13 protein-coding genes are annotated in these 16,089 nt (G+C 36.6%); 3 read left to right on the top strand and 10 right to left on the bottom strand.

Going from position 1 to position 16,089, the window contains the following annotated elements:
• Positions 1 to 142 precede the first annotated feature (142 nt).
• Positions 143 to 979: a helix-turn-helix domain-containing protein gene (locus RYK16_RS03120; RefSeq protein WP_298666083.1), complete on the top strand. Its 837-nt coding sequence runs from the start codon at positions 143 to 145 to the stop codon at positions 977 to 979.
• A 39-nt stretch (positions 980 to 1,018) separates the two neighbouring features.
• On the opposite strand, the gene pheT is transcribed toward RYK16_RS03120, so the two are convergent.
• The 8 genes from pheT to RYK16_RS03080 all read right to left on the bottom strand — a co-directional run bounded on the left by pheT (position 1,019) and on the right by RYK16_RS03080 (position 11,730).
• Positions 1,019 to 3,415: a phenylalanine--tRNA ligase subunit beta gene (gene pheT, locus RYK16_RS03115; protein WP_314850705.1), complete on the bottom strand. Its 2,397-nt coding sequence runs from the start codon at positions 3,413 to 3,415 to the stop codon at positions 1,019 to 1,021.
• 13 nt (positions 3,416 to 3,428) lie between these two features.
• Positions 3,429 to 4,466, bottom strand: a complete 1,038-nt coding sequence (pheS, locus tag RYK16_RS03110; RefSeq protein ID WP_314850704.1) for a phenylalanine--tRNA ligase subunit alpha — start codon at positions 4,464 to 4,466, stop codon at positions 3,429 to 3,431.
• A gap of 456 nt (positions 4,467 to 4,922) precedes the next feature.
• Complete coding sequence (locus RYK16_RS03105) at positions 4,923 to 6,722, bottom strand: ABC transporter ATP-binding protein (protein WP_314850703.1); 1,800 nt, start codon at positions 6,720 to 6,722, stop codon at positions 4,923 to 4,925.
• Positions 6,688 to 8,505 (bottom strand): ABC transporter ATP-binding protein, encoded by a 1,818-nt coding sequence (locus RYK16_RS03100; protein ID WP_314850701.1) that lies wholly within the window; start codon positions 8,503 to 8,505, stop codon positions 6,688 to 6,690. Before RYK16_RS03100 ends, RYK16_RS03105 begins: the two co-directional genes overlap by 35 nt.
• Positions 8,506 to 8,595: 90 nt before the next feature.
• Positions 8,596 to 9,576 (bottom strand): GHKL domain-containing protein, encoded by a 981-nt coding sequence (locus tag RYK16_RS03095; protein ID WP_314850700.1) that lies wholly within the window; start codon positions 9,574 to 9,576, stop codon positions 8,596 to 8,598.
• Positions 9,573 to 10,298, bottom strand: coding sequence for a LytTR family DNA-binding domain-containing protein (locus RYK16_RS03090; RefSeq protein ID WP_314850699.1), 726 nt, complete (start codon positions 10,296 to 10,298; stop codon positions 9,573 to 9,575). The genes RYK16_RS03095 and RYK16_RS03090 overlap by 4 nt, the downstream gene beginning before the upstream one ends.
• Positions 10,299 to 10,371: 73 nt before the next feature.
• Positions 10,372 to 11,001 (bottom strand): GNAT family N-acetyltransferase, encoded by a 630-nt coding sequence (locus tag RYK16_RS03085; protein ID WP_314850698.1) that lies wholly within the window; start codon positions 10,999 to 11,001, stop codon positions 10,372 to 10,374.
• 21 nt (positions 11,002 to 11,022) lie between these two features.
• On the bottom strand, positions 11,023 to 11,730 hold the full coding sequence (locus RYK16_RS03080; protein ID WP_314850697.1) for a hypothetical protein: 708 nt from the start codon (positions 11,728 to 11,730) through the stop codon (positions 11,023 to 11,025).
• A 75-nt stretch (positions 11,731 to 11,805) separates the two neighbouring features.
• Here RYK16_RS03080 and RYK16_RS03075 point away from each other — a divergent pair, with 75 nt between their 5' ends.
• Positions 11,806 to 12,084 (top strand): acylphosphatase, encoded by a 279-nt coding sequence (locus tag RYK16_RS03075; RefSeq protein WP_294025322.1) that lies wholly within the window; start codon positions 11,806 to 11,808, stop codon positions 12,082 to 12,084.
• 169 nt (positions 12,085 to 12,253) lie between these two features.
• Positions 12,254 to 14,923 carry a bifunctional acetaldehyde-CoA/alcohol dehydrogenase gene (gene adhE / locus RYK16_RS03070; RefSeq protein ID WP_314850694.1) on the top strand — a complete coding sequence of 890 codons (2,670 nt, stop codon included), beginning with the start codon at positions 12,254 to 12,256 and terminating at the stop codon, positions 14,921 to 14,923.
• A 30-nt stretch (positions 14,924 to 14,953) separates the two neighbouring features.
• On the opposite strand, the gene RYK16_RS03065 is transcribed toward adhE, so the two are convergent.
• Together RYK16_RS03065 and RYK16_RS03060 are read right to left on the bottom strand one after the other, a co-directional pair.
• Complete coding sequence (locus RYK16_RS03065; protein WP_314850692.1) at positions 14,954 to 15,358, bottom strand: hypothetical protein; 405 nt, start codon at positions 15,356 to 15,358, stop codon at positions 14,954 to 14,956.
• Complete coding sequence (locus RYK16_RS03060; RefSeq protein WP_314850691.1) at positions 15,355 to 16,086, bottom strand: RNA methyltransferase; 732 nt, start codon at positions 16,084 to 16,086, stop codon at positions 15,355 to 15,357. The genes RYK16_RS03065 and RYK16_RS03060 overlap by 4 nt, the downstream gene beginning before the upstream one ends.
• Positions 16,087 to 16,089 lie beyond the last annotated feature (3 nt).

The raw sequence follows: 16,089 nt of genomic DNA, 5'->3' as shown, positions 1-16,089 counted from the left end.
TATGGGTGAAAACGCTTTCAAACAAGAGATATATTGCTAAATATTATCGAAATATTGCTCTAATATATCTATTTCGCAATATTTCATATAATCAATTAAAACTTAAGAATGCCGATATGCGTTACATGGTATGATTAAAGCGATGATTACAGCTATTTCTCAGAACCAAAACGAAGATCGTTCACTAGGTAAGATCTTGTATGTTACCCACTCCCGTTATGAAGGAGATTGGCATTCAACTCCGCACAGTCATGCATGTGCAGAGCTTTTCTACGTTATTTCTGGCGAAGGTAAATTCTTTGTTGAAGGCAAATACTTAGACATTCAAGCAGATGACCTGATTATTGTAAACTCATATATTGAACACACTGAGGTTAGTAAAGAGAATTCCCCTCTTGAATATATTGTAGCAGGTATTGAAGGTTTACACTTCCATAGTGATGATAAACGTTTCAATAGTAACTTCAGTATGCATAACTATAAAGCATATAAGAATGATATTCTCTTCTATCTCAAAACATTACTGCATGAAATGGAACATCAGGATGAATACTCCCAACACTTAGTAAATTCCTTATTAGAGATTATGCTTATTAACATGGTACGTCGTACCAATACAACATTAAATGTATCACCAGTAAAAAAGACAACGAAAGAATGTATCTTTATCGAAAACTATATCAACGATCACTTTAAAGAAGATATCGACCTAGACAAGCTCAGTGAATTAACATTCTTAAATAAATATTATTTAGTACATGCATTTAACCAATATAAAGGGATTTCTCCGATGCGTTATTTGATACAACGAAGAATCTCTGAAGCAAAATTCCTATTAGAGACTACTAGTTATAGTATGAATGATATCTCCGCTATCATTGGTTTCTCAAACCAAAATTACTTTACCTTTGCGTTTAAACGTGAGATTGGTTGTTCCCCAAGTACGTATCGTAAACAATTCCTAAAAACAAAAGACTAATAAACATGCATACAAAAAAGCCGATAACTCGGCTTTTTGTTATGAACGTAAGTCTGCAGATAGCTTTTCTTTGAGTTTTTCAAGAATCGCATCGTGAACAGTATGTACTTCTTCATCATTTAGTGTATGATCAGAAGCTTGGTATGTAATACGTAGAGCCACAGATTTCTTACCTGCTTCAACATGTTCTCCTTCGTAAATATCGAATACTTCTGATTTACGAACAAGCTTCTTACCTGTACTGTTGATAATCTTTAACATTTCTTCAGCTGTTACTTCTCTATCTACAACTAACGCAATATCACGTGAGATAGATGGATAACGATCAATCGGTATAAACTTCACCTTAGAAGCACTTGTTTCATTTGCGACATCCAATGAAAGTTCCGCATAAGTCACTCTCTTTAAATCATACTTCTTCGCATAGCTTGGATGTAATTCTCCAAATAGGCCTAATGGTTTACGGTCTAGGAGAATCTCTGCACTACGGTATGGGTGAAAATGTTCAACATCTGTTGTATTTGGACGTACCGTAATACGTGCATCATTGAAACCACAACGATTTAACCATGTCATTAAAATTCCCTTTAAGGCATAGAAATCACCAGCTTCATTAATCTTATGGAGTGGATCATTTTGAACATTACCGTCTAATACAACTGCAAGTCTTTCTTCTTCCTTTTCCTTTGCATAAACCTTAGAGATTTCAAATAACAAGTTATCTGTATTCTGATGTGCTTCATTGTATTGCACACTTGTTAATACAGAGTTTAATAAACTTGCACGGATGTACTTACGATTCTCTGACATTGGCATCGCAAGAGGGATTGCTTCACCAAGTGGAGATAACGCTGTCTTCATCTCTTCTTCAGAGATCAATGTATATGTAACGATTTCATTGAGACCAAAGGCCTTCAATGTTTCGCGTGTCATACGTCTGAGTTTCTGCTTTGGTGTTAATTGACCAACTGTTGTAGTCATTACTGGTAATGTAGACTTCAAACTATCAAAACCAATCAGACGCACGATTTCTTCATCGATATCTGCACGACCTTCAATATCAACACGGTAACTTGGGATATGACATGTAATCTCATCACCATTTACTTCTGGTTCAAAGTTCAACCACGTGAGTGTTTCCTTCACTTCATCCATTGTAAATGCAGTACCTAATAAAGCATTACAGTGAGAGAGTGTTTCCTTTACCACAACTGGTTTGTAACCATCTGTGCCATAAGTAACTGTCTCTTCAAATCCATCTGCACATGCATACTCTTGCAAGAGTTGTACAGAACGGTCCATTGCCTTTTGTGCTGCCAATGCCTCAATACCCTTTGTAAAGCGTTGGGCTGCTTCAGTAATGAGATTTAAACGAATAGATGAGCGACGAACGGAAGTCTTATTGAAATGTGCGGCTTCGATAAAGATACCTTCTGTTGTTTCATCGATCATAGATTCTTCCCCACCCATGATACCGGCAATACCAGTCACTTCACCATTTGTAGTGATAAGGATATCACCCTTTTCAATCGCAAACTCCACACCATCCAGTGCAGTCATCTTTAACTCACGATCATCTACAACTGTAATTTCTCTTGTTGGAAGCTTTGCAAGATTGTAATAGTGTAATGGTTGTCCTGTTTCGAGCATTACAAAGTTGGAAATATCAACCACATTATTAATAGAATTGATACCTGCCGCATGTAAGTATTCCACCATCCACTTTGGAGATGGTCCTACCTTTACATGATTTACAACTTTACCCATGAAGAAGTCACACTTTTCAGTGTTGCTTGTCACTTTGAATGTGGATGGTGTTCCGATGTTGGATTTACCGGCATAATCAGGCCACTTTACCTCACGGTGTAAGATAGCACCAACTTCCTTTGCCATATTCCACATGCTAGAACAGTCTGCACGATTTGGTGTTAATGATACATCTAAAATCGTGTCGTCATAGCCTATGTATCTAAGCACGTTTGTTTCACCCACAGGTGCATCTTCTGCTAACTCTTCAATTCCGTTAATTTGTTTTTCTGTAAGATATTTATGATCAATACCTAACTCACGTAGTGAGCAAAGCATACCATTTGATTCAATCCCATGAAGTGGTTTTGCTTGAATGGTAATACCTGGTAAAACCGCACCTGGTAGAGCTGCGATTACCTTTAAACCTAATCGGCAGTTTGGAGCACCACATACAATTTGTGTTGTGTCATTTTCACCTGCTCCATAGCGAACAATTGTACGGTGTAAATGTGTATCCGGGATATCTTCACATTCAATCACTTCCGCAATCACAAGACCAGTGCCTTGTGCCATTGGTTCAATTCCTTCAACTTCTAATCCAGCAGTTGTTAATTTGTCTGCTAGTTGTTGTGGAGTAATATCACTTAAATCTACATATTCCTGTAGCCATTTATAACTTAGTCTCATTGCCTTCCTCCTCTTAGTCAAAACGATCGAATGTCTTCAAAAAGCGAACGTCATTTGTATAGAAGTTGCGAATATCATCAATTCCGTATTTCAACATCGCAACTCTTTCTAGTCCTACACCGAAGGCAAATCCAGAATACTTCTCAGGATCAAATCCATTCATGCGTAATACATTTGGATGTACCATACCTGCACCTAAGATTTCAATCCAACCAGATCCCTTACATACGTTACATCCCTTACCATTACAGAATGGACAAGAAACATCAACTTCTACAGAAGGCTCTGTAAATGGGAAGTATGATGGACGGAAGCGAACTGTTCTACCTTGACCAAACATTGTGCTAGCCATGTATTCTAATGTTCCCTTCAGGTCAGCTAAAGTAATATTTTCACCAACAACAAGGCCTTCACACTGCATAAACTGATGGCTATGTGTCGCATCGTCGTCATCACGACGATAAACCTTACCTGGGCAAATTAACTTGATCGGAACCTGTCCCTTTGCCTTCTCTAATTCACGCATCTGCATCGCAGTTGTGTGCGTTCTTAATAATGTATTTGGATCGATATAGAACGTATCCTGCATATCACGTGCTGGGTGATCTTTTGGTGTATTAGCCAATTCGAAGTTGTAGTAATCCTGTTCCACTTCAGGACCTTCCGCAACCTTATAACCCATACTCAAGAAGAGATCTTCAATCTCCTGTTGAATCATCACAAGTGGATGTGTCGTTCCAAGTTTATGAATATCTCCAGCTAATGTAACATCAATCTTTTCGGCTTCTAGCTTACCTGCAAGAGCCGCAATCTTTAACACTTCTTCTTTTGACTCTAATACTTTGGCAACTGTATCCTTACATACATTTACCTTCTGTCCAAAGGCTGGCTTTTCCTCTGGTGGTAAAGCTTTCATCTCAGACATGAGTGCCTGAATACTACCCTTTTTACCTAAGTATTGAATTTTGACTTGTTGTAATTGTTCCAAGGTTGTTGCTTGCTCAATCGCAACTAACGCTTCTTCTTGGACCTGCATAACTTTATCGCTCATCGACCTTATCCTCCATAAAAAAATTCCTGCAAAATATTGCAGGAACGTTATTCACGCGGTACCATCCTGATTCGCACAATCGTGCGCACCTCAATTAATCTGTAACGTAGATATACGGGGATGATTAATCCCACTGGAAAAGTGAATTCACCAAGCGTCTTCTATAGAACCCTTTCAGCGTTTAGGTTCCTCTCTTTCTATAGCGTATTTGGCTACTACTCTTTTCGTTATCGCTTTAATAGCCATATTATACGGCAAATCACATAAGAATGTCACTAGTTTCCACAAAATCAATTTCCTTCAGATGAAGTTTTCCAACGTCAATTGTAGATTCTCTTTGTAATAACTCAATAGCTACTAATTTTTATAGACATACCCATAATCCATGTGACAGGTGACAAATGTTGTCTTCTTTTGCCTAAAGAAAATATACTGTCGAAACAGTATACCTTCTTGTTATTGTTGATAATACTCTGCCTGTGCTTGATAGAGTGTGTAATATTCACCTTGTTTATGCATGAGTGAATCATGATTACCATCTTCTACTAACTTACCATCTTTAAAGACAACAATACGATCACAGAACTTACATGAACTCATACGGTGAGAGATATAGATAGCTGTCTTACCTCCAACAAGTTTATCAAAGTTCTCATAGATTTCTGCTTCTGAGAATGGATCCAAAGCTGCAGTAGGTTCATCTAGGATTACAAATGGAGCGTCTTTGTACAATGCACGTGCGATTGCTAACTTCTGTGCTTCACCACCAGATAACTTAACACCTTCACTATTTAAATCTTCTAATACACAATCCAGTCCATCCTGATTAGATGTAAAGCGCTTCTCTAGACCTACATCTGCAATAATCGCATTGATATCTTTTTCTTCATTGTGATGACCGCACTCTAGATTTTCTTTTGCGCTGATATTGAACATACTAAAGTCTTGGAATACTGGACTAAAGATTTTTGTATACTCATTGAAGTCAAACTTTTGAATATCAATACCATTTAACAAGATTCTTCCTTCAGTCGGCTGATACAAGCGACATAGTAACTTGATGATTGTTGTCTTACCTGCACCATTTTGACCAACTAACGCTAACTTTTCACCAATCTTAAATGTAAGATTCACATTGGATAATACAAGTTGTTCACTATTTGGATAGTGGAAACTTACGTTTTCAAAGCAGAACTCATATGCATTATCATTTCTCTTTTCAATTGGTAATGAACCTGTGCTACGAATAGATTCATCATGCAAGAAATCCGTAAAGTAATTTAGATAATCCAATTGGAATACTGCATCACTATAAGATATGATACAACCCGAAATGTATTGAATAAGTTGTTGCATCGCACCTGCATATAAGAGTACAGAACCAATTGATAAATAACCATGCAAGCTTAAATAAGCGATATAAATATATGTACATGCTCCAAAGATACTTAATACGAAGTTATAAACCGATTCATATCTTCCTTTTCTCTTAGAGAAATCCAAATAAACATGGAATGTTTTAATGATATTTTTAAAATACTTTTCGAACAACTGACCCATTCGATTAATCATCATTTGTTTCTTGTATTCTACATTGACCATTGTTGTGAGTAGATAACTAAACACGGAGTTGTTATGAATATTTCTTTTATTTAAGTCTTCATAATAAGCACTCGTGCGCTTTAAAATCATAACGCCCAAACAAATACAGCCAACTGCCAGTAATAGTAGTAATACTAAATAGAACGAATACTGCATTGCCTGATAAAACAAGTACCCTACAAAACAGAATGCATATAGAGCAGAAAATAAGTTAGTGCATAACAGAATAATGATCTGTAAGAAAGAACCCGTTCCTCCAGTAGCATTCATACGATTACTTACTGCACGTACTTTTGTCATACTATCGTTATCTTCAAAAATATCATAGCGCATGTTAAACGACATATAGTTCACCTGACTCATAATTACTTCATCTGTAATAAATTCATATCCCTGTAAATAAGAATCAATCCAATTACCAATGAAGGATAATAGATAACTACTCACCAGCATAATCGTGACAACTTGAATTGCGGCTTGAAACTGGCTTGTAAGTAATAAGTCTAAGATACGTGAATATCCAAACAATACAATGAAGTTAGGTGTACTTCTACAGAAAGCTAATGTAATCATCTGTACAGTAATATGAGGAAATTGAACTTTTAATAGTTGAATCAAATCATGCGTTTGTTGATAGAATTGCTTGAGTTTCATCTTGTTCTTCCTCCTTGTAGTATTTTGCCTGTACATCAAACATCTCTGCGTATTTACCATTTAATTTCATAAGTTGCTCGTGCGTTCCTTGTTCAATAATCTCTCCATTTTCCAAGAAGACAATATTGTCGCAGAAACGAGTTGAAGCTAAACGGTGCGAAATAAATAATGCACTTTTATCTTTTGTGATTTCCTTATACTCTTCATACATATCCTTCTCCGCAAGTGCATCAAGCGCTGCTGTAGGTTCATCTAAGATGAGTAACGAAGGATTTTTGTAATATGCCTTTGCAAGCAATAAACGTTGTTGTTGTCCACCACTGAAGTTGATTCCATCTGGTGATAGATCTGTATTGATATAACTATGAATTCCCTTAGGTAATTGATTTACAATCGTATCTAACTTAGAGATGCGCAACGCTTCTTGTACACGATTTTCATCATAGTCTTCTTCATGCATGCAAGAAATATTTTCACCAACCGTCATAGAGAATAGATCAATTTCTTGGAATACGATTCCAAGCTTTCCAAAGTAATCTTCTTTATTGATTTCTTTCAAATCGATACCATTGACTAAGATTCTTCCTGAAGTTGGTGTATACAATCCACTTAACAGTTTCACGATTGTCGTCTTACCAGCACCATTTACACCCACAAGAGCGAGTTTCTCTCCTGTTGTAAAGTGTAGATTAAAATTCTTTAAGACATACTTTTCACTTTCTGGATATTGGAAAGATACATTCTCAAAAATAATATCGAATGGTGCACTCGCTTTCTTACCATCTTGATTAATCACATTTTTATCCATTTCAAATTCATACGTTCTCTTTGTTAAATCTAGATTAGAATGTAATTTCGCAATCTCAGCAGTTAAAGCTGTGAATCGTTGACCATAACTAATGACAATACCGATATACAGAACGAAAGAACTCATTTCAATCATACCATGCATCATCAAATAGATTAGATATCCATAGGTAATTCCATCACGGATAAATCCTAAAATAACATCCGTTTGTGCTATCCATCCTTTGTATTTTGAAGCAGCGATAGTCTTCTGTACGAGAATATCGTTGTTTTCTTGCATCTTCGTTTTCAAAAGATCTTGCATTTGATAGAGACGGATATCCTTTCCCTTCGCACTCTTTTGAGAAAGGCTATTAAAATAACGCGACTTCGAATAATTCTCTGCCTTTTCTTCATCTTTCTTTAAATACAATGCATAGCATTTTTCATAGATTCCATAATGAAGAAAGGAAATACATAATAGAGCTAAAAGGATTGGCAGGCCAATTCGGCTGATAAAAACTGCATATAGTATCAAACTGAAAATTGCAGAGAAAACAATCACAGTATTATGATAGACACCTTCCGCACCTTCCATATTCATATTTAATGCACGAATTCCATTTTCAAGTTTTTCCTGAGCAGGCTTTGTTTCGTAGTAGGAATAGGTTAATTCCTGTACCTTTTTTGCGACTGGTAAGATAAATAATTTTTGTCTTGGAATAACATATTGCATACTATTTCTTGTTGCAAGGTAAACATGCCACATGCTAAAGAGTCCATACACCGCAAATAAACCAAGTATCTGTAATACCAATGTTGTCCAATCTTGGGTTGTAGTAATAAATTGAATGATAGCAGCTGGTAATAATACAGCGATAAATCCTTCTATTACTGAGATAACAATCTCTAACAACATCATTTTGATTACATGTGGGTCGCATTTCCATAATCGGTAGAGCATATCCTTATAAATATTCCATCTAGTAAGTTTCATAGTGATTACCTCCTTGCAGAAATACAATACTTCATATGACAGAAGCAAATAAAAAAATGCATGAATTGTTCAAATTCATGCACGAAATGCTTATAGAGGTAGTACAATCTCTGTCGCAAATACACCTGGTTCATTCTGACGATTAAGATATCCATCATATTTCTTAACGACTTGGTCAACTCTCTTTAGCCCATGTCCATGATCGCCCCGCTTCGTCGTGAAATAGTGATCAGTACGTTGTTTTACTGTCTCACTTGTAGCGTTTGTAATTGAGATATAGAGTTGTTTCTTTAAGATACCAATATATACACGAATAAATCGTTCATCTGGATTCTCTATCTTTCGACAAGATTCAATCGCATTATCTAATAGATTTCCTAAGATAACACACAAGTCTAAATCTGATACATGTAACTGTGGTGGAATTGACGCATCACAATGAATACGTATTTGCCCTTTCTCCGCAATTGCAAGTTTCGCGTTCAAGATTGAATCTAATTGTAAGTTGCCAGAATGATAGAGTGTATCAATCGAGTCCAAATCTGTCTCAAGTTCATTGAGATAGTTTTTCATCTGGTCAACTTTATTCAAGGAAAGATATCCTTTTAAAGACTGTAGATGGTTATGATAATCATGTCTCCAGCCACGCATAGTCATGTAGATATTTTCAATTTCATCCATCTGCTGTTTCATTAGTTTATTTTGATAGATGATTGTTTTATCTTCTTCACGCTTCATGATTCTTTGTAGAAGATATTCCAACAAAATAAAGATTAGTGCCGCAATACCACCTGCGATAAAACCATCATAATAAACACCAAGGAATAGAATTCCAAGATACAACAGAATGACGATAGTTGAAAAGATTCTTTCTTCTTTTAAGAAATGATAATGATTCCAAATAAAACATAAGAGAATCCATACAACTATCATATAAGAGAAGCGATAAACAATATATCCTATAATTCCTAGTAAAACGATTGATAAAATCACATGCATGAATGTTGGCTGTATCTTCTTTATTATAGCTTCATAAAGTGTTAATCCCACCAATATAATTACAGCCATCATAATGCACCTCGATTGGCCACGATAAATTCCTGCATACACATTTCATAATTACCACGTGCGATTGGGAATTGTATACCATCTTCACCAATACAATCCTTCTTTGTCACACGTACAATATTTTTCATATTTACCGCAAACGAACGATGAATTTGTAATAATGGCATATTCAACATCTCAAGAACTTCACGAATACTCTGTTTGATAATAATTGTTGTCTCTTCACTCATACCATCACTACGCAAATAAATCTTTGTCTCATGGCCAAGTGCTTCAACACCAATCACATCACGATGATAAATTTTATATACTTCCTTCTTAGAAGAAATAATCGAAAATTCATCTGATATATGTAATTGCTTGATTGCCTTATCTAAAATCTTAAATAATTGGTCTTTCTCATAAGGTTTTAAAAGATAGGCTAATGCGTCTACATCATATCCTTCAAAGACAAAATCTTTGACACCACTGATAAAACATATCAAATGATTTAGACGTGCTTGTCTCATCTTACGAGCAAGTTCAATCCCTGTCATATTCTCCATTTGAATATCCAATAAAAGTAGATCTGCGACAAGACCATTCTGCAAATCCCACCAGAGATTATCACAATCTGTATATTTTAATATTTCAATTTCCAAATGATGTACTTGTGCATATTCATGAATGTACTTACACAAGATATCCATTTGAATCTGTTCGTCATCACATACAATATATTTCATGCAACTATCATACCTTTTTCATCATAGATGTCCAACTTATATTTTGTTATTCACCGAATACTACTGCATATTTCTATATATGTTTCCCCAATATATTTTGTGGATAAATCAATGTTTCCGGATGAGAAAACTCTAATGTTATATTTTTATGTGGATTAATCAAAAGATTCAAAATCATTGGTTCTTTTGTATTCTCAGAGGTAGTCATCATTAGTTTGCGATATGGTTGGAAACCACATTTTTCTTGAACCCTCTTTGATTGTTGATTAAACGAAAAATACCCACAAAGCAGGAAGTCATAGTTCAATTCGTTAAATAAATACTTGATAACTGTCTTTACTGCTTCTGGCATGATTCCTTTTCCCCAATAGTCTTTACTTAAAACAAAACCAAGTTCTCTTCCTTGATAGGCCGCAAACTCTGTCAAAGCTTCTTCTCTTCCATACTTATGAACGCCAAGAGAACCAATCACTTTTTGATCCTCTTTATGGTAGATTGCAAATACTTGGTCACCCTCGATAAACATATCTAATATTTTTTGCGTTTCTTCTTTACTAGCATGATGTTTCCAACCAGCCATTTCACCGACACCTTCAACAGAAGCGTAAGCATAAAAATCGTCTAAGTCCTCTTTTGCAAACGGTCTTAAGATAAGTCGCTCTGTTTCTAGTTGTCTTCCATTAATATGAAAATCTGCGTTCATTAACAATTTCCCCTTTAGAAGTTATACATCATAACGATAACTATCATAGGCACGATAGATATCATCTAGATGTGTATGATTTAAAACGAAGGAATCTCCAAGTAATGTAAATTCACCATCCACGATTAAAAGACCACTGTTTTTAGGGATTGCCACAACAGGATTTCCTACATCTTCAATTTCACGAATGATTATAGATAAATGTTCTTCATCTTCGACATAATTAATATCTACATCAAATTCTGATAGTAGACCAAGTCCTTCTTGTAGTTCAAATGTGTTGTCGAGATTTGACTCGTGAAATGTATCTAGTTGTACAAGTGCTCCTGCATGATGTCCAATTAGGATACCATCAAAGTTACACAACAAATCACGTAAGCCTAAGTCTTCAATTCTCTGCATGATCCATTCGCCACAATCACCAGTGATCACAATAATATCCGCAGCTTCGATTTTCGCTTTTGCGCTGGCATAGTTATCTTGGTAATAATTATACCAACTGATTTGCTTTTCACGGATGCCATAGTTATAGAAAGGACGCACCATCATTTCATACGCTGGTTTCCCTTTCGCAAAGAAGTCATCCCATGTCGCAAATTCATTAGACCAACCATCGTTATACGATAACGGCATCATCAATACCTTCATATCTTTTTCAATAAGTTGAGACAGTTCACCAAAGCCCCAAGCTTGGTCGAATGTAAATTGATTTAATAGTATATGTATCATGTTTATCACCTGCATTCATTATATGACTTGCCCAGCAGAAAATCTATTTTGTATAATCACTATAAGGAGGATGTTATGGTACGCTATCATATTTTTGTGGAAGGTAGAGTCCAAGGTGTTGGCTTTCGTTACTTTGTTTCAATGCACGCACAATCTTATGGATTAACGGGAAGTGTGAAAAATCTAGATAATGGCTTGGTGGAAATCTATGTACAAGGAGAAAGTGATACCATTGATCAATTTCTTGCGACAATCATCAAGGGTGATGGTCGTTTCATCAAAGTCGATGATTATTCCTGTAAAGCTGTCCCTATCATCCCAGATGAAAGACGATTTTCCTGTCAGTATTATTAACATGCATACAACATTTTCTAAGGGCTAAAAATGCCCTTTTTTCTTTCGAAAATATTAATTTTCAAAATGTAAGCGATTACTTGTGATTTTTTTATCATTTAGTATTGTTTTAGCTATATAAACATGATATTCTTGCTTACGTGAAATAATTCACATGGAGGAAAAGGACATGGCAGTCAAAAAGAAAGTAACAAAAGAAACAAAAGTAAATACAGCCCCTGTGGAAGTTCGTGTCAAAGAAGTAGACGATAAAGTTGCCTTAGCATTAAAGGCACTTAATGACTACGCATCATTTGACCAAGAGAAGATCGACTATATCGTAGCAAAGTGTACAGTAGCAGCACTTGACCAACACGGTACATTAGCTAAGATGGCTATCGATGAAACAGGACGTGGTGTATTTGAAGATAAAGCAACAAAGAACTTATTTGCTTGCGAATACATGGTAAACTACCTACGTGATCTTAAGACAGTTGGTATCATCAGTGAAGACCCTGTTACAGGTATCACAGAAGTAGCTGAACCAGTTGGTGTTGTTGCAGGTTTAACACCAGTAACAAACCCTACTTCAACAGCAATCTTCAAGAGTTTACTTGCATTAAAGACAAGAAACCCTATCATCTTTGCATTCCATCCAAATGCACAAAAGTGCTCTGCTGAAGCAGCACGCATTGTATATGAAGCAGCTTTAAAGGCTGGAGCTCCTGAAAACTGCATTCAGTGGATTGACCATCCATCAATGGACGCAACAAGTGCACTCATGAATCATCCAGGTGTTTCTACAATTCTTGCAACTGGTGGTAACGCAATGGTTAAGGCAGCTTACAGCTGTGGTAAACCTGCATTAGGTGTAGGTGCTGGTAACGCTCCTGCATATATCGAAACAACTGCAGATATCAAGCAAGCAGTTAATGACATCGCAATGTCTAAAGCATTCGATAACGGTATGATTTGTGCAAGTGAACAGACAGTTATCGTTGATGAAAACATCTATGAAGATGTTAAGGCAGAATTCAAACACTATAACGTACACTTCTGCTCACCTAAAGAAAAGAAATTACTTGAAACATACATGTTTGGATATACAGCTCACTCCAAGGGCGTAGAAAATGCAAAGTTAAACGGTGCAGTTGCTGGTAAGCCAGCTGCTTGGATCGCTGAACAAGCAGGTTTCAAAGTAGATCCTCAAACATCTATCTTAATCGCTGAATTAGAAAAACCAGGTGTTCAAGAACCACTATCACGTGAAAAACTATCACCTGTACTCGCAATGGAAAAAGCAAGTTCCGTTGAAGATGGATTTGATAAAGCAGAAGCTACTGTTATGTTAAACGGTGTTGGACATACAGCTGCGATTCATACACGTTCCGAAGAATTAGCGAAGAAGTTTGGTGAACGCATCAAGGCTTGTCGTTTAATTTGGAACTCCCCTACTACATTCGGTGGTATCGGTAATATCTACAACTCCTTTATTCCATCATTAACACTTGGTTGTGGATCTTATGGTCATAACTCAGTATCCGGTAACGTTAGTGCAATTAATCTGATTAACATCAAGAAGATAGGTAAAAGGAGAAATACAATGCAGTGGTTCAAGATTCCAAGCAAGATTTATATTGAACAAAATTCCATCACATACTTACGCGACATGCGTGAAATCAATCGTGCATTCATCGTTACAGACCGCACAATGGTTGATTTAGGTTATGTATCAAGAATTACTGAACAGTTAGCAGCTCGTAAGAATAAGGTACAAGTTCAATTGTTCTGTGACGTTGAACCAGATCCATCCTTACAGACAGTTAAGAAGGGTTGGGAATTAATGCAAGCCTTCAAACCAGATACAATCATTGCTTTAGGTGGTGGTTCCTCAATGGACGCTGCTAAGGGTATGTGGTTATTCTACGAACACCCAGAAGTTGACTTCGCTGACTTGAAGCAGAAGTTCATGGATATTCGTAAACGTGCATTCCAGTATCCTGAATTAGGTAAGAAGTCTCACTTAGTATGTATTCCTACTACATCAGGTACAGGTTCTGAAGTATCACCATTCGCAGTTATCACAGATAAGGTTAACAAACTCAAATATCCATTAGCTGACTACTCATTAACACCTACAGTCGCAATCGTTGACCCAGCACTTGTAATGAGCTTACCTGCACAGGTTACAGCTGACTCTGGTATGGACGTATTAACACACGCATGTGAAGCATACGTATCTGTAATGGCAACTGACTATACAGATGCTCTTGCATTAAAGGCTGTACAGATGGTATTCGAATACTTACCAAGAGCTGTACACTATGGTGCTAAGGATGAAGAAGCTCGTGAGAAGATGCATAACGCTTCCACTATGGCTGGAATGGCATTCGCTAACGCTTACTTAGGTATGTGCCACTCTATGGCTCATAAGATTGGTGCTGAATTCCATACAGTACATGGACGTACTTGCGGAACATTATTACCATACGTCATCCGTTACAACGGCACAAAACCAGAAAAACCAGGTCTATGGCCTAAGTACCAATACTACAACGCTGATGAACGTTACTGCCAATTAGCACACGCTATCGGTCTCAAGTTCAACACAGTACAAGAAGGTGTTGAAAAGTTTGCCAAGGCAGTTCACGATTTAGGTATTGAAGTTGGTATGGCAATGAACTTCAAGTCACAAAACGTTGATAAGAAGGAATGGGAAGAAAGCTTAGAGAAGTTAGCTTACCTCTCATACGAAGACCAGTGTTCTCCAGCGAACCCACGCGTTCCAATGATCAAGGATATGATCGAACTAATGCGTGCAGCTTACGAAGGAACAGAAATTCATTACGAACAACACTAATGACAAAAGGCACATCGCTCGATGTGCCTTTTACTTTTTCTTCTGTTGTAACTTACTGTGTACTTGATTACACCAACCAATCCACTTTTCTTCATATTCATGAGCAGAAATCACTCTATCAACCAAATCATATGGAGAATGAATTCCCTTTTGATTACATTGTTCTACACAATAATGATATAGATTCCAATCCAGTTCATCTTCTTCATAGACTAATGGTACCGATTCTAAGCCTGCAAGTATTGCTGCGACTGCCCTTGTATGTCCATCCGTCAAGATTGGGATACCATCTAATACCTTCACAGGTAAAGGTTCAAAGCTTGATAAATCATCTTTATGAAACCATGCTTGAATGTTCGATAGTTTTGCTTGCGAAATATAAAACTGGGATGGTTGTAAATCTTTTAATAAATAGTTTGGATCCTTATGACTCATTTACCACTCCGATAGTGATACATAATAATTCCACCTGCTACTGCTACATTTAAAGACTCAAAGCCTTCCATCTCAATGCGCAAACGATAGTCAGCCTGTGCAATGATATCTTTATGAACACCCTGCCCTTCATTTCCCATTACAAATGCCATACATTCTGTTACAGGTATCTCACGCATTGTCGTAGATTCCTGTAAGGAAGTCGCAATGACTTTTACACCCTGACTTTGTAATGTAGGAATGAGAGTAGAGAAGTCTTTGCGTACAACAGGAATATGAAATAATGCGCCTTGAGTAGAACGAATTACTTTATCGTTATAAAGGTCACAAGTCTCAGTTGAACAATACACACCATCAAAGCCAAATGAAATTGCGGTACGGATAAGTGTACCAAGATTACCAGGATCTTGTATGCCGTCAAGTAATAATAGACGATTTTTCTTTGTAATATCTAGTTTACGTTGACGACAAACCGCAATGTAATGCACGTTCGAAACATTCTCAGATAACTTCGCCATAATAGCTGGTGTTACTTCTACCACATGTTCAAAGTCAAATGGTGAAGTTGTATCTGTCACAATTGTTTCTACGGCATTGGCCGCTAAAGCTTCACCAATGAGATGCTCTCCTTCCACAAGAAATAAACCTGTTTCATCGCGATATTTCTTCTTATGTAGTAGAGTCCAGTTTTTTATTTTTGCATTCTGTAATGAACTTATCTTTTCCATAGT

Origin of the sequence: uncultured Solobacterium sp. (genome assembly GCF_963550625.1) — a bacterium.
Taxonomy (GTDB): domain Bacteria; phylum Bacillota_I; class Bacilli_A; order Erysipelotrichales; family Erysipelotrichaceae; genus Bulleidia.
Note: the sequence above shows the minus strand (reverse complement) of the source record. Positions and strands in the feature narration are given on the sequence as shown.